This is a genomic window from Tsukamurella paurometabola (assembly GCF_900631615.1).
GTDB classification, from domain to species: domain Bacteria; phylum Actinomycetota; class Actinomycetes; order Mycobacteriales; family Mycobacteriaceae; genus Tsukamurella; species Tsukamurella paurometabola_A.
The window spans coordinates 146,800-167,192 of record NZ_LR131273.1 but is presented as its reverse complement, the minus strand read 5'-3'; the positions used below and the strand labels follow the sequence as shown (position 1 = coordinate 167,192).

The 20,393-nt window shown below is 72.8% G+C and carries 25 protein-coding genes; 13 read left to right on the top strand and 12 right to left on the bottom strand.

The annotated features are described in order from the left end of the window. Window positions 1-50 precede the first annotated feature (50 nt). Window positions 51-1,295: an MFS transporter gene (locus ELY19_RS00945; RefSeq protein WP_126194529.1), complete on the top strand. Its 1,245-nt coding sequence runs from the start codon at window positions 51-53 to the stop codon at window positions 1,293-1,295. Here the strand turns inward: ELY19_RS00945 and ELY19_RS00940 are convergent. Further along, complete coding sequence (locus ELY19_RS00940) at window positions 1,211-2,167, bottom strand: LysR family transcriptional regulator (RefSeq protein ID WP_126194528.1); 957 nt, start codon at window positions 2,165-2,167, stop codon at window positions 1,211-1,213. The genes ELY19_RS00945 and ELY19_RS00940 overlap by 85 nt on opposite strands. Window positions 2,168-2,237: 70 nt before the next feature. On the opposite strand from ELY19_RS00940, the gene ELY19_RS00935 reads away from it, so the two are divergent. The 3 genes from ELY19_RS00935 to ELY19_RS00925 all read left to right on the top strand — a co-directional run bounded on the left by ELY19_RS00935 (window position 2,238) and on the right by ELY19_RS00925 (window position 4,531). After that, complete coding sequence (locus tag ELY19_RS00935; RefSeq protein ID WP_126194527.1) at window positions 2,238-2,597, top strand: nuclear transport factor 2 family protein; 360 nt, start codon at window positions 2,238-2,240, stop codon at window positions 2,595-2,597. Window positions 2,598-2,628: 31 nt separating this feature from the next. Beyond that, window positions 2,629-3,291: a TetR/AcrR family transcriptional regulator gene (locus tag ELY19_RS00930; protein ID WP_126194526.1), complete on the top strand. Its 663-nt coding sequence runs from the start codon at window positions 2,629-2,631 to the stop codon at window positions 3,289-3,291. Window positions 3,292-3,352: 61 nt separating this feature from the next. Next, the gene (locus tag ELY19_RS00925; RefSeq protein WP_126194525.1) at window positions 3,353-4,531 is read left to right on the top strand and encodes an oxygenase MpaB family protein; all 1,179 of its coding nucleotides are present in this window, start codon (window positions 3,353-3,355) and stop codon (window positions 4,529-4,531) included. A 76-nt stretch (window positions 4,532-4,607) separates the two neighbouring features. Here the strand turns inward: ELY19_RS00925 and ELY19_RS00920 are convergent, their stop codons facing one another. The 8 genes from ELY19_RS00920 to uraD all read right to left on the bottom strand — a co-directional run bounded on the left by ELY19_RS00920 (window position 4,608) and on the right by uraD (window position 12,766). Continuing rightward, window positions 4,608-5,750 carry a glycerate kinase gene (locus ELY19_RS00920; RefSeq protein WP_227967102.1) on the bottom strand — a complete coding sequence of 381 codons (1,143 nt, stop codon included), beginning with the start codon at window positions 5,748-5,750 and terminating at the stop codon, window positions 4,608-4,610. Between the two features lie 8 nt (window positions 5,751-5,758). Next, the gene (gcl, locus tag ELY19_RS00915; protein WP_126194524.1) at window positions 5,759-7,591 is read right to left on the bottom strand and encodes a glyoxylate carboligase; all 1,833 of its coding nucleotides are present in this window, start codon (window positions 7,589-7,591) and stop codon (window positions 5,759-5,761) included. Window positions 7,592-7,615: 24 nt separating this feature from the next. Further along, a complete protein-coding gene (locus tag ELY19_RS00910; RefSeq protein ID WP_126194523.1) occupies window positions 7,616-8,497 on the bottom strand; it encodes a 2-hydroxy-3-oxopropionate reductase in 882 nt (293 codons plus the stop codon). A gap of 49 nt (window positions 8,498-8,546) precedes the next feature. Continuing rightward, window positions 8,547-9,383, bottom strand: a complete 837-nt coding sequence (locus ELY19_RS00905; RefSeq protein ID WP_126194522.1) for a hydroxypyruvate isomerase family protein — start codon at window positions 9,381-9,383, stop codon at window positions 8,547-8,549. Window positions 9,384-9,602: 219 nt separating this feature from the next. Beyond that, entirely contained in the window at window positions 9,603-10,976 is a 1,374-nt protein-coding gene (locus ELY19_RS00900) for a nucleobase:cation symporter-2 family protein (RefSeq protein ID WP_126194521.1), read from the bottom strand. A gap of 13 nt (window positions 10,977-10,989) precedes the next feature. Continuing rightward, on the bottom strand, window positions 10,990-11,895 hold the full coding sequence (pucL, locus tag ELY19_RS00895; RefSeq protein ID WP_126194520.1) for a factor-independent urate hydroxylase: 906 nt from the start codon (window positions 11,893-11,895) through the stop codon (window positions 10,990-10,992). A gap of 5 nt (window positions 11,896-11,900) precedes the next feature. Next, window positions 11,901-12,248, bottom strand: coding sequence for a hydroxyisourate hydrolase (uraH, locus tag ELY19_RS00890; protein ID WP_126194519.1), 348 nt, complete (start codon window positions 12,246-12,248; stop codon window positions 11,901-11,903). Then, window positions 12,245-12,766, bottom strand: coding sequence for a 2-oxo-4-hydroxy-4-carboxy-5-ureidoimidazoline decarboxylase (gene uraD / locus ELY19_RS00885; protein WP_126194518.1), 522 nt, complete (start codon window positions 12,764-12,766; stop codon window positions 12,245-12,247). The genes uraH and uraD overlap by 4 nt, the downstream gene beginning before the upstream one ends. A 113-nt stretch (window positions 12,767-12,879) precedes the next feature. Here uraD and ELY19_RS00880 point away from each other — a divergent pair, with 113 nt between their 5' ends. Both ELY19_RS00880 and ELY19_RS00875 read left to right on the top strand, forming a co-directional pair. Next, window positions 12,880-13,122, top strand: a complete 243-nt coding sequence (locus ELY19_RS00880) for a thiamine-binding protein (RefSeq protein ID WP_126194517.1) — start codon at window positions 12,880-12,882, stop codon at window positions 13,120-13,122. Beyond that, entirely contained in the window at window positions 13,115-13,504 is a 390-nt protein-coding gene (locus tag ELY19_RS00875) for a helix-turn-helix domain-containing protein (RefSeq protein WP_126194516.1), read from the top strand. The genes ELY19_RS00880 and ELY19_RS00875 overlap by 8 nt, the downstream gene beginning before the upstream one ends. Here ELY19_RS00875 and ELY19_RS00870 read toward each other — a convergent pair. After that, window positions 13,485-14,030, bottom strand: coding sequence for a TetR/AcrR family transcriptional regulator (locus tag ELY19_RS00870; protein WP_164711479.1), 546 nt, complete (start codon window positions 14,028-14,030; stop codon window positions 13,485-13,487). The two genes, ELY19_RS00875 and ELY19_RS00870, sit on opposite strands and share 20 nt — an antisense overlap. A gap of 71 nt (window positions 14,031-14,101) precedes the next feature. Here ELY19_RS00870 and ELY19_RS00865 point away from each other — a divergent pair, with 71 nt between their 5' ends. Further along, the gene (locus ELY19_RS00865; protein WP_126194514.1) at window positions 14,102-15,073 is read left to right on the top strand and encodes an alpha/beta fold hydrolase; all 972 of its coding nucleotides are present in this window, start codon (window positions 14,102-14,104) and stop codon (window positions 15,071-15,073) included. 9 nt (window positions 15,074-15,082) lie between these two features. On the opposite strand, the gene ELY19_RS00860 is transcribed toward ELY19_RS00865, so the two are convergent. Together ELY19_RS00860 and ELY19_RS00855 are read right to left on the bottom strand one after the other, a co-directional pair. Next, complete coding sequence (locus ELY19_RS00860; RefSeq protein WP_126194513.1) at window positions 15,083-15,631, bottom strand: isochorismatase family protein; 549 nt, start codon at window positions 15,629-15,631, stop codon at window positions 15,083-15,085. Continuing rightward, window positions 15,628-16,887: a nicotinate phosphoribosyltransferase gene (locus ELY19_RS00855; protein ID WP_232015657.1), complete on the bottom strand. Its 1,260-nt coding sequence runs from the start codon at window positions 16,885-16,887 to the stop codon at window positions 15,628-15,630. Before ELY19_RS00855 ends, ELY19_RS00860 begins: the two co-directional genes overlap by 4 nt. Before the next feature lie 93 nt (window positions 16,888-16,980). On the opposite strand from ELY19_RS00855, the gene clpS reads away from it, so the two are divergent. The 6 genes from clpS to ELY19_RS00825 are packed head-to-tail and all read left to right on the top strand — an operon-like array spanning window position 16,981 to window position 20,393. Beyond that, window positions 16,981-17,313, top strand: coding sequence for an ATP-dependent Clp protease adapter ClpS (gene clpS / locus ELY19_RS00850; RefSeq protein WP_126194511.1), 333 nt, complete (start codon window positions 16,981-16,983; stop codon window positions 17,311-17,313). Further along, window positions 17,314-17,922, top strand: a complete 609-nt coding sequence (locus ELY19_RS00845) for a DUF2017 domain-containing protein (protein WP_126194510.1) — start codon at window positions 17,314-17,316, stop codon at window positions 17,920-17,922. It abuts the gene before it with no gap. A 28-nt stretch (window positions 17,923-17,950) separates the two neighbouring features. Beyond that, window positions 17,951-18,382 (top strand): M67 family metallopeptidase, encoded by a 432-nt coding sequence (locus tag ELY19_RS00840; RefSeq protein ID WP_126194509.1) that lies wholly within the window; start codon window positions 17,951-17,953, stop codon window positions 18,380-18,382. Then, window positions 18,382-18,660, top strand: coding sequence for a MoaD/ThiS family protein (locus ELY19_RS00835; RefSeq protein ID WP_126194508.1), 279 nt, complete (start codon window positions 18,382-18,384; stop codon window positions 18,658-18,660). The genes ELY19_RS00840 and ELY19_RS00835 overlap by 1 nt, the downstream gene beginning before the upstream one ends. Window positions 18,661-18,720: 60 nt before the next feature. Next, a complete protein-coding gene (locus ELY19_RS00830) occupies window positions 18,721-19,707 on the top strand; it encodes a PLP-dependent cysteine synthase family protein (RefSeq protein WP_126194507.1) in 987 nt (328 codons plus the stop codon). Window positions 19,708-19,742: 35 nt separating this feature from the next. Then, a complete protein-coding gene (locus tag ELY19_RS00825) occupies window positions 19,743-20,393 on the top strand; it encodes a rhomboid family intramembrane serine protease (RefSeq protein WP_126194506.1) in 651 nt (216 codons plus the stop codon).

Here is a 20,393-nt window from a genome sequence, read left to right as displayed (position 1 = left end):
GTACCCGGACCATTGGGATACAACTGGGATACAAGTTGAAGGGATGCGATATGAGCGTGGACACCGAGATCGAAGCCGTCTCGACCCGGGACCGGGTCCGCCGGGTGCAGCGCCGCACCCTCGCCGTGGTCATGATCGCCCAGGTGCTCGGCGGGGCCGGGCTGGCGGCCGGCGTCACCGTCGGCGCACTCCTCGCGCAGGAGATGCTCGGCTCCGAGGCCCTCTCCGGCCTCCCGGTCGCCGTGTTCACCTTCGGTTCCGCGGGGGCGGCCTACCTCGTCGGGCGGATCAGTCAGCGCTCCGGGCGCCGGCTCGGGCTCGCGTCGGGGTTCGCGGCCGGCGCCGTCGGAGCCGGCGGCGTCGTCCTGGCCGCGGGGATCGGCAACGTGCCGCTGCTCTTCGCCTCCTTCGTGCTCTACGGTGCCGGGACCGCGACGAACCTGCAGGCGCGCTACGCCGGAACGGATCTCGCGGAACCCGCACGGCGGGCGACGGCGGTGAGCCTCGCGCTCGTCTCCACCACGCTGGGCGCCGTCGCGGGGCCGAACCTCGTGACGCCGCTCGGCTCGCTCGCCCGCGCCCTGGGCCTGCCCGCCCTGGCCGGTCCGTTCCTCCTCGCCGGCGTCGCCTACGCCGCCGCCGGCGTCGTGCTGCTCGTGCTCCTGCGGCCGGATCCGTTCCTCCTCGCCCGCGAGCTCGGCGCCGTCCCCGGGGCGGGCGCGGGGGAATCGGCCGGAACGGTGCGTCCCGCCGCGCTCCTCGGGGCCGCGGTCATGGTCGTGACCCAGATCGCGATGGTCGCGGTGATGACGATGACGCCGGTGCACATGGCGGCGAACTCCCACGGCCTCGGCGCCGTCGGCATGGTGATCGGCCTCCACATCGCGGGCATGTACCTGCCTTCGCCGATCACCGGCCTGCTGGTCGACCGGATCGGTCGCGTCCCGATGGTCGTGGCCTCGGGCACCGTGCTCGCCGCCGCGGGGCTGGTCTCCGCCCTCGTCCCGGGGGAGTCGCTCGCGGTCAACATCGTCGCGCTGGTGCTGCTCGGCGTCGGCTGGAACATCGGCCTCGTCGCCGGCACCGCCCTCGTCGTCGACGGGACCGACCCGGCCGTCCGGGCGCGCGTGCAGGGCAGGATCGACGTGCTCATCGCCGTGGCCGGGGCCGGCGGCGGCCTCGCCTCGGGCGTGGTCGTCGCGGCCTGGACCTACCCCGCGCTCGGGCTGGGCGTCGCCGCGCTCACCGCCGTGGCGCTCGCCGCGGCCGTGGCGCGCTGGCGCCCCGCCGGCTGATCGGCGCCGAGGTGCTCGCGCAGGGTGCGGGTCATCGCGCTCGCCGCCGCCGACGGTGCCGCCCGGGTCGCGAGCGAGAGCTCGGTGCGCGCCGACCGGGCGAGGGGCACCGTCGCCAGGCCGGGCCTGCCCGCGGTCATCGACGCGGTGAGCACGGCGACTCCCGCTCCGTGGGCGACGAGTGCGAGCAGGGCCTCGGGGGAGTGCGCCTGCACCGTCGGCTCGACGACGGCCCGCTCGGCGGCACAGGTGATCTCGAGTGCGGCGCGGACGCCCGTGCCGCGCGGTAGGCACAGCACGGTCGCGCCGGCCAGGTCCGTGCAGGTGACCGACCCCCTCCCGGCCCACGGGTGGTCCGCCGGAACGGCGACGGCGAGCGGCTCGCGGATCAGCCGGTGCACCGCCAGCGGCGCGGGCAGTGCGCGGGCGTGGGCGACGAGCGCGACATCCAGGGCGCCGGCCACGAGGTCGGCGACGAGGTCGGCCGAGTCGCCCTCGACGACGTCCACCGTGACCGCCGGGTGCGCCGCGCGGAAGGCCGCGAAGCCGGCCAGGTAGCCGGGGATCGTGCAGCCGATGACGGTGCCGAGGCGTACGTGCCCACGGACCACGCCGGTGAGTTCGTCGGCGACGGTGCGCACGGTGTCGACGGCCGCGAGCGCGGCGCGGGCGTGCGGCAGCAGCTCGGCCCCCTCGGGGGTCAGGCCGACGGTACGCGCACCGCGCTCGAGCAGGCGATGGCCGAGCTCGCGCTCGAGCTTGCCGACCTGGGCGGAGACGCCCGACTGCGCCACGTGCAGCGCGTCGGCGGCGGCGGTGAACGACCCGCGGTCGGCCACGGCGACGAGATAGCGGAGCTGGTGCAGTTCCATCACTGTTCATGATAGGACAGATCATATCCAGCTGTTGGACTTATGGCGATGGCGGCAGCAGGGTGGAGTCATGACCGAGAACACCACACCCCGCCGGATCGCCGAGACCTACTTCCGCTGCTGGGAGGCGAAGGACTTCGCGCCCCTGCGTCCGCTCCTCGCGCCCGACTGCACCTTCACCGGCGTCTTCGGCACCGCACACGGCCCCGACGAGTTCCTCCGCGGGCTCGGTGGCATGGCCGCGGCCACCGATTCGCTGGAGGTCCGCACCCGCCTCGCCGACGAGCGCGACGTCATCACCTGGTTCGAGCTGGGGATGGGCGGTGCCCCCGCGACTGCCGTCGCCAACTGGACCCGCGTCGAGAACGGCCTCATCACCGCGGTGAACGTCACCTTCGACCCGCGCGAGATCCTCGCCGCCTCCGCCTGAGACGGCGCGGTCCGGGCGATACCCTGGCCCGGTGACCGAGACCGAGGGGCGCCGATACAGCGGCGCCAGCGCCGCCGCCCGGCGCGACGAGCGTCGGGGGCGGTTCCTCGACGCCGCGCTCACCGTCGTCGCGCGCGACGGTCTGGCCGCGGTGAGCGCCCGCGCCCTGTGCGCCGAGGCGGGCCTGCACGCACGCTACTTCCGCGAGGCCTTCGCATCGACCGACGAGGTGCTGGATGCGGCGTTCGACGAGTTCACCGCCGCAGTGATGCGCACGCTCGCCGACCGGATCGCGTCGATCCCGCCGGAGGCCGAGGACGTGGTCGTCCGGCGGGTGCGGGCCGCGGTGCACGCGTCCACTGCGGCGCTGGACGACGATCCGCGCCGGACCGCACTGCTGATCGCCGCGGACGGCCACGCCGGGCTGCGTGCGCGGCTGGACGCGTTGGTCGATCTGCTGGCCGCCGCCATGGTGGCGCAGGCGGAGGAGATCCTCGACGATCCCGCCCCGGCGGCCGACGCCGCGCTCGCGGCGCGGCTGCTCGTGGTCGGGGGCCTGCGGCTCGGCATCGCCGCGAACGCGGGCCGCATCGCCGCGCCGCCGGAGCAGATCGAGGACGTGGTCGTGGCCACGATCCTCGCCAACCGGGACTTCGCTGCGCTGTTGCGCCAGGTCAGAGGGGTTTCGGGGTAGATTCCGCCACGCGGGAATATTGTGGCTACACAATGTAGCCAGATCGAGTTACGCTCGGGTCATGACGATGGCACCGAGCAGGACACCGGCGGCAGGCGCGCCGGAGCGATTCAACCGCGATCCGGAGTGGGCCGAGGGCACCGTCCGCGTGCTGCGCCTGCTACAGAAGGACCGCCGTCCGTTCACCCCCGAGGAGATCGCGTGGGCCCGGGACGCGGTCAGCCGCGGCGACGAGCTCGGCAATCGCGTGGCCCGCGCCATGATCGACGACCGCGCCTTCTCCATGCGCGAGGTGGACGACGCTCTGCGCGGCGGCGCGACGGTCGCGGCCCCACTGCAGGAGTTGCTCGACGCGTCCCTGGCGACGCCCGCGTGGGTGGACTTCGACGCCTGCGAGCGCGGCGCCGCCGTCTGCCGCCGGTCCGGTGATCTCGGCCTCGACGTGCTCGCGACGGCCTCCCTCATGACCGGATACACCACGTCGGCCACCACCCGGCAGCTCGTCGCCACCGGCCGCCTCGTCGAGGGCGTCGACGCCCGGATCCACGAGACCACCCAGTGGTGGGCCGAGGTGATCGGCGGCGGGATGCGCCCGCACCAACTCGGCTGGCGCTCCGTGGTCAAGGTCCGGCTGATCCACGGCCTGGCCAACACGACACTGCTCCGCCGCGACGACTGGGACTTCGCGGACTGGGGCATGCCGATCAACCAGTCGGATCAGCTCGGCACCCTCGCGCTGTTCTCCACCAGCTTCCTGCTCGGGCTCCGGCTCCTCGGCATGCCCGTCTCCGCCCAGGAGGGGCGGGACGTGATGGCCCTGTGGCGCTACGTCGGGTGGCTGCTGGGCATCGACGAGGACGTGCTCCCGGAGACGGAGGGGGAGGGCCGGCGCCGCATGGTGCAGATCGGGCAGTACGCGCCGGGGCCGGACGCCGACAGCGCCGTCCTCGGCCGCGCCCTCTACGGCAACTGGGGCAACCACCGGTACCCGGTCGCCCAGGGCGTCCGGCGCCTGCTGCACCAGCGGCGCCTCGGCAGCCTCGAGGCCGCCTTCGCCGGGCGGCAGGGCCTGCGTGACCTCGGCATCCCGCAGGACGTGCCGTGGGCCGTCCCGCTCTCGTGGGCGCTGCACGGGCCGGTGCAGGTCGCCGCGCGCCTCTCGCCCGGCGTGCGCCGCCGGGCGACCGCCCGCGGAGAACGGCGGATCGCCACCTGGCTCCGCCGCAACCGCCCGGCGTGACCATCCGGCGCGACCGCCCGGCGTGACCGTCCCGATCGGTGGCGACGGTCCCCACCGGGGGCGGGCGGCCCGGTGTTCAGCCCAGGCGTCCGCCCGCGCCCGCGGCGATCGAACGCCCCACCCGGCGCAGGAGTTCGGCGGCGTTCGCCATCGAACGCGCGGGGTCGGGTTCGATGTCGGACAGCGCCATCGCACGCCGGAAGCCCGCCGCGTGGAGCTGCTCCGCGGTGAGCGCGCTGCGCCCCGCGACGGCGACGGCGGGCACCCCCGCCGCGCGGGCCGCCGCGGCGACGCCGACGGGGGCCTTCCCGTGGAGTGACTGCTCGTCGAGCGACCCCTCGCCCGTGATCACGAGGTCCGCCGCCCGGACCTTCACGCCGAACTCGGCCAGCTCGAGCACGATGTCGACGCCCGGTCTCATCTCCGCGCCGAGCACGGCCATCGCCCCGAAGCCCGTGCCGCCGGCGGCGCCTGCGCCGGGAGCGTCCCGCAGGTCGGTCCCGGTCGCCTCGGCGATCACGTCGGCCCACGTGCGGAGGGCCCCGTCGAGGAGCGTGACCTGCGACGGGGAGGCGCCCTTCTGCGGGCCGTAGACGGCGGCGGCGCCGTGGGGTCCGAGGAGGGGGTTGTCGACGTCGCACGCGAGCGTGAACCGCGCGGCCCGCGCGGCGGGCAGCAGACCCGTGAGGTCGACGTGCGCCGCCTGCAGCAGCGCCGTGCCCCCGGGCCGGACGGGGACGCCCGCCCGGTCGGTGATCCCCACGCCGAGCGCCTGCAGCATCCCCGCCCCGCCGTCGGTCGAGGCGCTCCCGCCCAGGCCGAGCACCACGGTCCGCGCGCCGCTCTCGAGGGCGCGCCGGATCACCGTGCCCAGGCCGAAGGTGGTGGCGCCCAGCGCGTCCGGTCGTCCTCCGGGCAGCAGTTCCAGGCCGACCGCGGACGCGAGCTCGACCACGGCGGACGGGCCGCGGCGCGCGTAGGAGGTCGTGTGCGGAGCGCCGGTGGGGCCGGTGGTCGCGACCTCCACCCGTTCCCATCCCGCGGCGACGGCGGCGTCGACGGTGCCGTCGCCGCCGTCCGCGATCGGGGCGCGAACGCACACCCAGTCGGGGGCGACGTCGGCGATGCCGCGCGCGAGTGCGTCGGCGACGCCGGCCGCCGGCAACGAGCCCTTGAACTTGTCGGGCGCGAGCAGCACCGTGGTCCTTCGGTGGGTCACGGCGCCCCCTAGTCCAGCAGCAGGAGGGCGGTGGGCGCATCGGCCCCGACGGTCGCGAGGTCCTCGAACTCGGCGACGTTGTCGAGTTCCGTGCCCATGGCGATGTTCGTGACCCGCTCGAGGAAGATCTCGACCACCACGGGCACCTTGTGCTCGCGGGCGAGCTGCTGCGCGCGGGTGAGCGTCGCGGCGATCTCGGCCGGATCGGTCACGCGCAGCGCCTTGCAGCCCAGGCCCTCGGCGACCTTGACGTGGTCCACGCCGTAGCCCTTGGGGGCCAGGGGCATCGCGTCCGAGCCGGTGGGAGCGGGGGCGTCGCCGTGGGTGTCGCTGGTATCGGCGTTGATGTTGTCGAAGCCCAGCTGGACCTGGAAGTCCATGTCGAAGGCGCGCTGCGCCTGCCGGATCAGGCCCAGGTAGGAGTTGTTCACCACGACATGGACGTAGGGGAGGTTGAACTGCGCCGCGACCGCCAGTTCCTCGATCATGAACTGGAAATCGTAGTCGCCCGACAGGGCCACCACATCGGTTCCGGGCGCGGCCTTGACCACGCCGAGCGCGGCGGGGATGGTCCACCCGAGCGGTCCGGCCTGGCCGCAGTTGATCCAGTGCCGCGGTTTGAAGACGTGCAGGAACTGCCCGCCCGCGATCTGCGAGAGCCCGATGGTGCTGACGTACCGGGTGTCGCGGCCGAAGGCCCTGTTCATCTCCTCGTAGACGCGCTGGGGCTTGATGGGCACCTCGTCGAAGTGCGTGCGGCGCTGCATGGTCCGCTTGCGCTCGGCGCAGGACTCGACCCACGCCGAGCGGTCCGCGAGTTCGCCCGCGGCGCGCCGCTCGCGGGCCACCGCCACGAGCTGATCCAGCGCGGCCCCCGCGTCGGAGACGATGCCGTAGTCCGGCGGGAAGACCCGGCCGATCTGGGTGGGGTCGATGTCCACGTGGACGAACGTGCGCCCGGCGCGGTAGGTGTCCAGCCCGCCCGTGTGGCGGTTGGCCCAGCGGTTGCCGATGCCCAGCACGAAGTCCGCGGCGAGCATCGTCGCGTTGCCGTAGCGGTGCGCGGTCTGCAGCCCGACCATGCCCGCGGCGAGGCGGTGGTCGTCGGGGATGGTGCCCCAGCCCATGAGGGTCGGGACGACGGGGACGTCGAGCAGCTCCGCGAGTTCCACCAGCGCGTCGGAGGCGTCGGCGTTGATGATCCCGCCGCCGGCCACGATGAGCGGGCGCTCGGCCGCGGCCAGCATGTCCAGTGCCTTCTCGGCCTGCGCGCGGGTCGCGGCGGGCTTGTGCACGGGCAGCGGGGTGTAGGTGTCCGGGTCGAACTCGATCTCGGCGAGCTGCACGTCGATGGGCAGGTCGATGAGGACGGGCCCGGGCCGACCCGACCGCATGAGGTGGAAGGCCTGCGCGAAGACGCCGGGCACCTGCGCGGGTTCGAGCACGGTGACGGCCATCTTGGTGACGGGCTTCGCGATCGAGGCGATGTCGACCGCCTGGAAGTCCTCCTTGTGCAGGCGCGCGACGGGCGCCTGGCCGGTGATGGCGAGAATCGGGATGGAATCGGCCATGGCCGAGTACAACCCCGTGACCATGTCCGTCCCGGCGGGGCCGGACGTGCCGATGCAGACGCCGATGTTGCCGGCCGCGGCGCGGGTGTAGCCCTCCGCCATGTGGGAGGCGCCCTCGACGTGGCGCGCCAGCACATGGCCGATGCCGCCGTGCGCCCGCATCGCCGCGTAGAAGGGGTTGATGGCGGCGCCGGGGACGCCGAACGCCTGGACGGCGCCCTCGAGCTCCATGATCTTGACCGCTGCTTCGGCGGCACGCATACGAGCCATGTCAGTTCTCCAATGTTCTTCGGGTCAGGAGGTGCGGCCCGACAGCCGCTCGACGCCGCGCAGCAGCGCGGAGTGGTCGAGCGGGCCGTCGCCGCACGCGCGGGCGGAGGCCATGAGCTGGGCGACGAGGCCGCCGAGCGGGGCGACGACGCCGGCCTCGCGGGCGGCGGCCGTGACGATGCCGAGGTCCTTGTGGTGCAGCTCGATCCGGAAGCCGGGCTCGAACTCGCGGTCGAGCATCTTCTGCGCCTTCTGGTTGAGGACGGCGGAGCCCGCGAGCCCGCCGCCGAGCACCTCGGCGGCGGCGGCGGTGTCCACGCCGTAGGCCTCGAGGAAGACGATCGCCTCGGCGAGGAGCTGGATGTTGCCCGCCACGATGAGCTGGTTGGCGGCCTTGACGGTCTGCCCGGATCCGTTGGGGCCCACGTGCACGACGGTCTTGCCGACCACATCGAGCACGGGCTTCGCCGCCGCGAAGTCCTCGGGGGCGCCGCCCACCATGATCGAGAGGGCGGCGTTGATCGCGCCCGCCTCGCCGCCCGAGACGGGGGCGTCGACGAGGCGGTAGCCCCGCTCGGCGGCCTGCCGTGCCAGGTCGGTCGTGACATCGGGCCGGATGCTGGAGAAGTCGATGATGAGCGCGCCCGCGGGGGCGTGGTCGAAGACACCGCCCTCGCCCGCGAGCACGGCCTGCACGTCGGGGGAGTCCGGCACCATCACCGCGATGACCTCGGCGTCGGCGACGGCGTCCGCGATGGACGCGGCGGCGCGGCCGCCGGCGTCGACGAGGGGCTTGGCGCGCTCGGGGCTGCGGTTGAAGCCGGCGACCGTGTGGCCGGCGTTCGCGAGGTGCACGGCCATGGGGCTGCCCATGATGCCGAGTCCGATGAAGGCGATGTTCGTCATGAGATTCCTTGTCGGGTCGTCGATCGGTGGGATCGGGAGCGGTGGCGGCTCAGGAGGTGGCGGCGACGCGCGCGCCGCGCTGATCGCGGGGGAGCCACGCGAAGGGATCGTCCTGGGTCTGCTTGTACTCCAGGGAGATCGGCCCGCGGTAGCCCACGCGCTCGAGGTGGGCCAGGTGGCCGTCGAGGTCGAGAGTCCCGGTACCGGGCTCGCCGCGGCCGGGGTCGTCGGCGATCTGGACGTGGCCGATCCGGTCCGCGAAGGTGTCGATGGCCGCGGCGACGTCGTCGCCGTTGACCTGCAGGTGATACAGGTCCGCCAGCAGGCGCAGGGAGTCGACGCCGGACTGCTCGCGGACGCGGTCGATCACGGTCACCGCGTCGGCGGCGGTGAGCAGCGGGTAGCGCGGCGCTGCGCTGACCGGTTCGATGAGGACGACCGAACCGATCCGGGCCGCGGCGCGGCCCGCGGCGGCGAGGTTCTCGGTGGCGATCGCGTCCTGCTCCGCGGGGGCGACGCCCTCGATCCGGTTGCCGTACAGGGCGTTGAAGGCGGGGGTGCCCAGGCGCTCGCCGATGCCGACGACGACGTCGATGTTGTCGCGGAACTCGGTGGTGCGGGCGGGGTCGGAGAGGATGCCGCGCTCGCCGCCGGGCATGTCGCCGGCGAAGAAGTTGAGACCGGTCAGCTGCACGCCGGCGTCCTCGACGGCCGCGACGAAGGCGTCGACTTGACGGTCGCCGGGCACGGCCGTGGCGAAGGGCCACCAGAACTCGACGGCCTCGAAGCCGGCGTCGCGGACCACGCGGGGCCGCTCGAAGATCGGGGTGTCGGCGAGCAGGATCGAGCAGTTGACCGTGTACTTGGCGGGTGCGGTGGCGTTCATGAGGGCTCCTTCGTCAGCAGGACGTACGGGCGATGCAGGTTCTGGCGAGGTCCGATACGACCTGCAAGCTTTCGCCTGTTGGAAAGATCATTTCCGTACGATGGAATTGTGACATGTGATGACGGTCACGTCAAGAGGTTCGGATGGACCGCGAGCCGGGGTGCGCGTCGCGCACCCCGGCTCGCAGTGACGGTGGTGTGGGTCGGGCCCGCGGGCCCGTCAGTCGTCGTCCGGGACCGGATTGCCGCGCTCGTCGGGGGCGGCGGCGAACACCGAGACATCCGGCCGGTTGCCCGCCGTGATCTCGTTGAACAGGAAGTTCAGGACGACCGCGACGACGGCCGCGGCGCTGATCCCGGAGTGCATCACGGTCCCGACCGCCGTCGGGAAGGCGTGCCAGAAGTCCGGCGCCGCCACGGGGATCATGCCCATGCCGAGGGAGACGGCGACGATCACCATGTTGAGATTGCCGTCGAAGTCGACCCGTGAGAGCGTCTTGATGCCGCTGGCCGCGACGGACCCGAACAGCACCAGGCCGGCGCCGCCGAGCACGGGGTAGGGGATCGCGGCGATCACCCGCCCCACGACGGGGAGCAGCCCCAGGAACGCGAGGATGCCGCCACCCATCGCCACGACGTACCGGCTCTTGATCCCGGTGAGCGCCACCAGGCCGACGTTCTGCGCGAACGCGCTGCACGGGAAGGCGCTGAACGCGGGGGCCACGGCGGTGGAGAGCATGTCGGCCCGCAGGCCGTTCGCCACCCGCTTCGAATCGACGGGCGTGCCCACGATCTCGCCGATGGCGAGGATGTCGGCCGTCGTCTCGGTCATGATCACGAGGATCACGATCGTCATCGAGATGATCGCCCCGATCTGGAAGGTGGGGCTGCCGAAGTGCAGCACCGGCGGCAACGAGAAGATCGGCCCGTCGCCGACCTTCGAGAAGTCCAGCTCGCCCGCGAAAGCGGCGATGACGGTGCCGACCACGATGCCGATGAGGATCGACAGCCGGGAGATCGCGCCCTGGAACAGCCGGCTGATCACCAGGATGATGAGCACCGTGGCGCCGGCGAGCCCGATGTTGGCCATCGATCCGTAGTCCGGGGCCTTCGCGTTGCCGCCCTGCGCCCAGTTGAACGTCACGGGCAGGAGCGACAGGCCGATCACCGTGATGATCGACCCCGTCACCACGGGCGGGAAGAACCGCACGAGCTTCGCGAACACCGAGCTGAGGGCGAGGCCGATGAGCCCGGCGACGATGATCGCGCCGAAGATCGGCCGCACGCCGCCGTCCTGTGCGATGGCCGTCATCGTCGAGACGCTGGCGAAGGAGAGGCCCTGCACGATCGGCAGGCGCGCGCCGAGCGGGCCGATGCCGATCGTCTGCAGGATCGTGGCCAGGCCGCTGACGAACAGGCCCGCGGTCACGAGCAGGCTCATGTCCGTGGCGGAGAGGCCGGCGGCGCCGCCCACGATGAGCGGGGGCGCGATGACGCCGCCGTACATCGTGAGGATGTGCTGAAGGCCGTAGACGAAGGTCTTCCCCAGGGGGAGTCGTTCGTCCTCGGGGCGTACCTCGGTGGCTGTGGTCATGCCGGCGCCCCGCCTAACAGAATCCGGGGACGCCGTGCCACGCGGAGCCGGCGTCGGACGCGTCGTCCCGGACGACGCTCGCCTCGATCAGGCCGTACGGGCGGTCCGCCGCGATGAAGACCTCGCCGGGGTTCTCCGTGCCGAAGGGGGAGAGGTCCACCAGGAAGTGGTGCTTGTTCGGCGCCGAGAACTTGATCTCCGCGACCTCCGGGTGGCGCTCGAGCACCGCTTCGCCCATGCCGTACAGCGTCTGCTGCAGGGCCTTGCTGTGAATCTCCGCGAAACGCTGGAGCAGGATCGCGCGGATCGAGTCGAAGGCCTTGTCCCAGTCGACGTCCGTGTGGTCGTATCGCCACTTGGCCACGAGCGACGTGGCGAGGATCCGGTCGTCGGTCTCCTGCAGGGTCGTGTACTTGTCCTTGAGGAAGCCGTGGAACTCGGACCCCGTCGACTTGAGCAGGGTCAGGTCGTGGATGCCGGACACCACGTGCGCGCGCCGCTCCTCGCCGCGGCCGTCGACGTTGACGACCGTGGACCGGATACCGCCGCCGGAGCGCACGAAGGCGTGGTCGTGGCCCTCGCCGTCGACCGGGATGCGGTCCCACGGGTACTCGTGCACCTCGATGCGCGCCCCGTCGGCGTTCGGCGTGGAGTCGATGAAGTGGCCGCCGAGCGTGAGGGCGTAGTCCTCGATGGCGCCGATGCCCTTCTCCTTGGCGAAGGCGAAGGCGGTGTTCTTCTGGGTGTCGGTCGGCAGGACCGCCGCCTGGTCGCCACTGATGTGCGCGTCGGTGAAGTCGCCGCGCAGCGCGGAGGAGACGTTGAGGTCGCGGATCGTGTGCCGGGCGGTGTCGCGGTAGATCCGCACCACGCGGTTCTCCGCCTTGCCGTACTGGTTGGGGCCCAAGTGGATTGCCATGGTGGTCAGCTTCCTTTGTAGGTGGAGTAGTGGAACGGGCTCAGCAGCAGTGGGAGGTGGTGGTGCGGCACGGCGCCGCCCTCCGCTTCGAGCCGGAAGGTGATGGCGACCTCGGGGAAGAAGGCCTGCTGGCCCGTGGCCGCGGAGTAGCTCGCGGTGTCGAAGGTGAGCCGGTAGACGCCGGCGGCCAGGTCGTCCGGTCCGAGATCGCGGACCCGGCCGTCGTCGTCGGTGACGGCGCGGGCCACCGGTGCGACGGTGCCGTCCGGTCCGACCCGGTCCATGCGGACCGGAACCCCGGCGGCGGGCACGCCCCGCGCGGTATCGAGGACGTGGGTGGTGACGGTGCTCATGACTGCCTCTCTGCGAGTTCGTCTTCCAGTTCCAGCACGCGGGCCAGCCGGCGCAGGGCGATGCCCCGCAGCTCGCGGGTGACCTCGGCGGCCTCGGCGTCCGGCGTGTTCGCCAGCCGCCGGTGCAGCTCGGCCAGCACGGTCGTCGCGTCCAGCCCCGCGGCGTTGATGAGGAAGACGCGGTCGAAGCGCTCCTCGTACGCGCGGTTGCCCGCGAGCAGGGCCGCCTGCGTCTCGGTGTCGGTGGCGACGCCGGACTGCTCCTTGCGCGACCACGCGGCCTCGGTGGAGGCGCCGGCCGCGCGCTCTCCGATCCGTGGATGCGCGGCGAGAGCGCGGTCGACGTCGGCCGGGGTGAACGCCAGGGCCGCTGTACCGGCCGCCCGGAGGGCGTCCGAGGCGTCGGCGTACGGCCGCCCCGCGAGGACCGCATCGCTCCACGAGCGGACATCGCAACACGCGAGTAGAGTCGCCCGGATATCGGCCTCAGGTGCCGAGTTGAAGTGGTCGAGGTCCATCTGACCTGCCTTCTTTCGTTCTGCGGAAGATGTTTTCCACTAATCGAAGAATGACATGTGATCTGAGTCACGTCAACAGTTTGTTGAAAATTGCTCCGGGCTACGATGCGGGCATGCGCCTCACCGCGGAGTTCACCAGCGAACCCTTCGAGGGCGAGGGCTCCGTGCCCCCGCACGCCGAGCGGGCCGTCGCGGTGCTCCGCGCCCGGGGGCTCGACCACGACTTCGGACCGCTGGGCACCTCGGTGGAGGGGGATGCCGATGCGGTCCTCGACGCACTCCGTGCGGCGTTGGCCGGGGCCTTCGCGGGCGGCGCGAGCCGCGTCACGGTGCAGATCGACCGCGCCGATGGCTGACCGGGGCGCGGGGCCCGAGATCGACCACCCGCTGGTCGAGGCCGTCCGCGCGCTCGTCACGCGGCTCGACGCGGAGATCGTGGAGGCCGCAGCGCTTCGGCCCGGCGACGTGCCCCTCGTGTGGGAGGGGGAGACGGTCGCGGGTGTGCGCCTGCCGCCCGCGGAGGCGCCCGTGGGGGATCTGGGTGCCCTGCTCGCCGGCGTCGCCGACGAGTTGGGCGCGCCGCTGGCGGAGCTCGGACGCGCCGAGAAGCAGCGCGCGGTGCGCCTGCTCGAGGAGCGCGGCGCCTTCGCCTACCGCAAGTCGGCGGAGGCGGTGGCCGAGGCGCTCGGCGTCACCCGGTTCACGGTCTACAACTACCTCAACCGGATCCGCGGCTGATCCCGGCGAGGCCGCGCACCGCGGCCTCGGCCTCGTCCGCGCCGATCGTCCCGATCAGCGCGCGGTAGGCCAACCCGTCCGAGGCGGCCAGGAGGAGGCGGGCGCGCTCCCGGTCCCCGTCGAGCAGATCGGTCGCGAGGTCCTCGGTGCCCCGGAGGGTCTCGTCGACGATCGCGCGGATGCCGGGGTCCGTCACCGCCTCGGCGAGGTACGCGTACCAGACCTTCGCGCCGAGCCGCTGTGTCCCGTCGCGCGGGATCGCGTGGGTGAGGAGCATCAGGAGGGCCTCGCCGGGGTCCTCGGGGATCGGATGCGCCTGCTCCGCGAGGGCGAGGTACGAGGTCAACGCGTGCCGGACGATGGCCTCGCGGGTGGGGAAGTAGTGCTGGACGCGGCCCATCGAGATGTCGCCGCGTGCGGCGATCGCGCGCAGGGTCACGGCGGCGATGCCGTCCTCGGCGATGATCGCCCACACGACCCTGTCGATCTCGGCGCGACGTTCCGCGTGGTCCACCTGTTTCGGCACCCGCCGATTATAGCAATGCGGATGCATCGCGAAGCTGATACAATGCATGTGCATTGCCAAGGAGGTGTGACATGAACCGACGGATCCGCCGGGCCGTGGCGGCGGGGGTGACCGCCGTCGCCGCCCTCGCCGCGGTGGGCGCCTACCTGGTGCGTGACCCCAGCCCCGTCGGGTACTGGCGTTCCGCGCAGGCCCGCGCCGACTACTACGCGCAGTACGAACGCGCCTTCCGCAACCTCCCGCCGCCCACCGAAACGCGGGACGTGCGGACCGGGTTCGGCGTCGTCCGCGCCTACCGCTTCGGCGCGCCGCACCCGGGCGTGGCGCCGATCCTCCTGGTTCCGGGCCGCTCGTCCGGTGTGCCGATGTGGGCGGACATGCTGGCCCGGCTCGCGGATCGCGACGTGGTCGCCGTCGATGCGCTCGGTGACTCCGGCCTGAGTGTGCAGGACCGGCCGCTCGCCGGTGCCGGCGATCAGGCGGACTGGCTCGCCGAGGCGCTCACCGGACTCGGGATCGACCGTGCGCACCTCTTCGGCCACTCGTTCGGCGCGTGGAGCGCCGCGAATCTGGCGGTGCGTCACCCCGACCGGGTCGCCACGCTCACGCTGTCGGAGCCGATCCTGGTCTTCGCCGGGCTGCGCTGGCAGATGTACGTGGCCACTCTGCCATCGGCCCTGCCGTTCCTGCCCGAGTCCTGGCGTCGGAAAGGGCTGGGCTACATCGGCGGAGCCGGCGACGCCGATGCCGTGGGCACGCCGATCGGAGCCATGGTCGACGCCGGTGCCGCGGGGTACCGCGCCGCTCTGCCCACACCCGCGCAGCCCGACGATGCCGCCCTCGCGCGGCTGACCATGCCCGTCTTCGTCGGGCTCGGGGGCCGGAGCGCCGTCACCGACACCGCGGCGGCCGCGGATCGGGCCCGGACCCTCCCGAACGCGACGGTCCGCGTGTGGCCCGACGGAACGCACTCCCTCCCGATGGAGTATCCCGACGAGCTGCTCGCCGAACTCTCGGCGCTGATCGCGCGACGACCCGGTTGAGCGGGCCGCTCAGGCCACCGTGACCCCGGCGGCGGTGAACTCCGCCAGCGCCGCGCGCGTCGACTCCGCCGCGACGCCCGCGGTGTAGTCCGCGAGCACGCGCACCGCCAGACCCGCGGCCAGGCCGTCGAGCGCCGTCGCGCGGACGCAGTAGTCGGTGGCGATGCCCACCACGTCGATCGACGAGACGTCGTGCGCCGAGAGCCATTCCGCGAGTGCGGCGCCGTCGGGATCGTGCGCCTCGAAGCCCGAGTAGGCCGCCGAGTAGGCGCCCTTGCTGAACACCGGCACCCGCAGCGGCAGCCGCAGGTTCGGGTGGAACTCCGCCCCGTCGGTGCGCGCCCGGCAGTGCACCGGCCACGAGTCCACGAAGTCGGGGGTGGCGGAGAAGTGCGCGCCCGGGTCGATGTGCCAATCGCGGGTCGCGACGATCACGGGGTACGACTCCAGCAGGTCGTCGTGGATGCGCCGCGCCACCTGCGCGCCGCCGGCGACGGCCAGCGAGCCGCCCTCGCAGAAGTCGTTCTGCACGTCCACGACGACCAGGGCGGTGCTCATCGGCTCTCCTCGAAGCGGGTGGGGATCGCGGGTTCGCCGTTCGAGAGGCCGAGGCCCTCCCACGGCAGGGTCACCAGGGCGTCGCGCAGGTGGGCGCGGGCGTCCTCGAGGGTCGGCAGGCCGTCGACCTCCTCGCCGCCGCGCACCAGGGGGATCTGCAGCGGCGTCGCGGTGAGGTGCGCGGGCACCGCGGGCGTGGTGCCGGGCCGGTGCAGCACCTCCTCGACGATGGTGCCGGTGCTCCGGGCGAGCCGCACAGCACGCTTCTCGCCGCCCTGGGTCTCCTTGTGCGAGCTGCGCTTCGCGACCGGCATCCCGTCGACCTCGACGAGCTTGTAGACCATGCCCGCCGTCGGGGCGCCGGAGCCGGTGACGAGGGAGGTGCCGACGCCGTAGACGTCGATCGGCTCCGCGCGCAGGGCGCCGATCGCGTACTCGTCGAGGTCGCCCGAGACCACGATCTTGGTCCTCGTCGCGCCCAGCCCGTCGAGCTGCGCCCGGACCTGCCGGGTGATGATGCCGAGATCGCCGGAGTCGATCCGCACGCCGCCGAGCTCGGGGCCCGCGGCGCGGACGGCGCGGTTCACGCCCTCGGTGATGTCGTACGTGTCCACCAGCAGGGTGGTGCCCGGTCCCTGCGCCGCGACCTGCGCGGCGAACGCCGCCTCCTCGTCGGGCCCGTCCGGGCCGGTGTGCAACAGGGTGAAGGCGTGCGCCGCCGTACCGCCCGACGGGACGCCGTAGGTCCGGGCCGCCTCCATGTTGGAGGTGGTCGCGAACCCGGCGAGGTAGGCGGCGCGGGCCGACGCGACGGCGGCCCGCTCGTGCGTGCGCCGCGATCCCATCTCGATGAGCGGCCGGCCCGCGGCCGCGGAGACCATGCGCGCCGCCGCGGAGGCGATCGCGCTGTCGTGGTTGAGGATCGACAGGATCAGCGTCTCCAGGATCACGCCCTCGGCGAAGGTCGCGCGCACCGTCAGCAGCGGCGAGCCGGGGAAGTACAGCTCGCCCTCGCGGTAGCCGTCGATCTCGCCGGTGAACCGGTAGTCCTTCAGCCACGCGAGCGTGTCGGCGTCGAGGAACCGCTCGACGACCGCGAGCTCGGCCGGCCCGAAGCGGAACCGGCGGAGCTCGTCGAGCACGCGCGTGGTGCCGGCGACCACGCCGTACCGGCGGCCGGCCGGGAGGCGCCGCGCGAACACCTCGAAGACGCACGGCCGGTGCGCCGTGCCGTCCTTGAGCGCCGCCGCCAGCATCGTCAGCTCGTACTGATCCGTGAGCAGGGCGGAGCTGCGCCAGGAGGAGTCGGCCCCGTTTTCATCTACCGTCACACTGGGTACCCTAGAACCATGACCGACAGCAGCGCAGCGGCACCGGGAGGTCCTGGAGGCGCCGCCGCCCAGCCCGGTACGTCCGCGGTGCTCGAACGCCAGACCGACGAGGCCGTCGACAAGCCCTGGGTCACCGTCGTCTGGGACGACCCGGTGAACCTCATGTCGTACGTGACCTTCGTGCTGCGGAAGCTGTTCGGCTACAGCACCGCCAAGGCCAAGGAACTGATGATGCAGGTGCACACCGAGGGGAAGGCCGTGGTCTCCACGGGCGACCGCGACAAGGTGGAGTCCGACGTCCGCAAGCTGCACGCGGCCGGACTGTGGGCGACGATGCAGCGAGACGACTGAGTGCGTAACTGGCAGGTCAAGCGGGGCGCACGCGGCGACGTCCGCTTCGTCTCGAAGATGGACCCGGAGGAGGTGGGCCTCGTCCGGTCCCTCGTCGGCTCCCTGGTCGAGCTGTTCGACGAACGCGAGGACTCGGCCCCGCACGACGATCTCGCCGAGCTCACGGGGCTGCGCACCGGGCACGCCGAGCCGCCGCAGGAGTCCGTGCTCCAGCGCCTGCTGCCCGACTTCTACCGGCCCGATGCGAACGGTCCCGCCGCGACGGAGGCACCGTCGGGTGAATTGGCCCGCGACCTCAACGGCGCGCTCCGCTCCCTCAACGAGCCCGAGGTGATCGACGCCAAGCGCGAGGCGGCGCAGACCGTGCTCGCCACGCTGCCCGAGCGGGCCGGCGCCGTCGCCCTCACGGAGGCCGAGGCGCAGGACTGGCTGACCTGCATCAACGACCTGCGCCTCGCGCTCGGGACGCTGCTCGGCATCACGGCGGACCTGCCCGACGGGCCGTCGTCGGACGACCCGGCGCGCGCCGGGCACGTCGACGTCTACCACTGGCTGTCGGCGATGCTCGACGTGCTGGTCTCGGTGATGCTCGACCGCGAGCCGGAATAGCGCGCGCCCGGACGCGGTTGCACCGCACATGACGGAGCCGGGCGGATTGCGGATCAGGCGCGACCTCGTGGAGAAGATGGTCGCGCACGCGCGCCGCGACCACCCCGACGAGGCGTGCGGCGTGATCGCCGGGCCCGAGGGCTCGGACCGTCCGGAACGCTTCATCGAGATGCTCAACGCCGAACGCTCGCCCACCTTCTACCGCTTCGATTCCGCCGAGCAGCTGCGCGTCTGGCGCGGAATGGACGACGCCGACGAGGAGCCGGTGGTGATCTACCACTCGCACACGGCCACCGAGGCCTACCCGTCGCGCACCGACGTGAAGTACGCGTCCGAGCCGAACGCCCACTACGTCCTGATCTCCACCCGCGACGAGCTCGGCCCCGACGCCGAGGTCCGCAGCTTTGCCATCGTCGATGGCGTGATCACCGAGGAACCCGTTCACATCCTGGAGGATTGATGTCCGTCACCGTCTCCATCCCGACCATCCTGCGCCCGCTCACCGGCGACCGGAAGCGCGTGCCCGCCGAGGGCGCGACGCTCGCCGCCGTGATCGACGACCTCGAGACCCGCCACGCGGGGATCCGGGACCGGCTCATCGCCGACGGCGCGCTGCACCGCTTCGTCAACGTCTACGTCGACGACGAGGACGTGCGGTTCACGGGCGGCCTCGACACCCCCGTCGCCGACGGCGGCACCGTGACGGTTCTTCCCGCGGTAGCCGGGGGTTCCCGGTGAGTGCCGCGCCGCGATCCGTCGGTGCCCTCCTCGCCCACGGCGCAGGAGGATAGGCGCACAGTGGCGAGGTTCGATTCCCTGCTCGACTCGCTCGGCGGGACGCCGCTGGTCGGGTTGCCGCGCCTGTCGCCCCGCTGGGCCGGGGCCACGGCCCCGGACGGGGAGGCTCTGCCCCACGTCCGTCTGTGGGCCAAACTCGAGGACCGCAATCCGACGGGGTCGATCAAGGACCGCCCGGCGCTGCGCATGATCACCGAGGCCGAGGCCGACGGCCGGTTGCGTCCCGGTGACACCATCCTCGAGCCCACGTCGGGCAACACGGGCATCAGCCTGGCCATGGCGGCGAAGCTCAAGGGGTACCGGCTCGTGTGCGTCATGCCGGAGAACACCTCCGCCGAACGACGCCAGCTGCTCACCATGTACGGCGCCGAGATCATCTCCAGCCCCGCCGCGGGCGGCTCCAACCGCGCCGTCGCCGAAGCGAAGAAGCTCGCCGCCGAGCACCCCGACTGGGTGATGCTCTACCAGTACGGCAACCCCGCGAACGCCCGCGCGCACTACGCGGGGACCGGACCGGAACTGCTCGCCGACCTGCCCGAGATCACCCACTTCGTCGCCGGTCTCGGCACCACGGGAACCCTCATGGGCACCGGCCGTTACCTGCGCGAACACGTGCCGGGCGTGCAGATCGTCGCCGCCGAGCCGCGGTACGGCGAGCTGGTCTACGGGCTCCGCAACCTCGACGAGGGCTTCGTCCCGGAGCTCTACGACGAGTCGGTGCTCACCCGCCGGTTCTCCGTCGGCTCCTACGACGCGGTGCGCCGCATGCGGCAGCTCATCGACGACGAGGGGATCTTCGCCGGGGTCTCCACGGGCGGCGTGCTGCACGCCGCGCTCGGGGTCGCCGGCAAGGCCCTCGCGGCGGGGGAGCGGGCCGACGTGGCCTTCGTCGTCGCCGACGCCGGATGGAAGTATCTGTCGACCGGCGCGTACGACGGTACGTTGGAAGATGCGGAGGAGGCCCTCGACGGCCAGCTCTGGGCGTGAGCCGCTACCGCCTCCGCTCGCGCGAGGAGGTCGCCATGACGGTTCCCAGCAACGACGAGCGCACGCCCGCGCGCCGGGCGGCCGGGAGCGCGGCCGGACGGTCCGCGCTCGTGATCGCGGTGTTCGTCGCCGCCCTGTGGGGCATCGAGGTCGTCGACGCCGTCGCCGGCAACGCCCTGGACCAGTGGGGCATCCACCCGCGCGAGGGCGGTGACGCGGTCCGCGGGATCGCCGCCGCCCCGCTGCTGCACGGCGGCTGGGAGCACCTGGCCGCCAACAGCGTTCCGGCGCTGATCCTCGGTTTCCTCGGCCTGATCGCCGGTGCGGGCCGGTTCCTGCTCGCCACCGCGATCATCTGGCTGGTCTCGGGCGTCGGGGTGTGGATCACCGGAGGGACCGGCACCGTGGTGATCGGATTGTCGGGAGTGCTGTTCGGCTGGATGACCTACCTGGCGGTACGGGGGTTGTTCACCCGCAAGCCGCTGGACCTCGTCGTCGGGGTGGCGCTGATGGTCCTGTACGGCGGCATGCTGTGGGGCGTTCTGCCCGGTCAGCCCGGTGTGTCGTGGCAGGCGCACCTGTGGGGCGCCGTCGGCGGCGTGCTCGCGGCGGTGCTCCTGGGGCGCCGCGCCCGTACTCGGTCCGGACCTGGCAATTCACGTGAGGTCGGCGCGATTGCCTCGTGA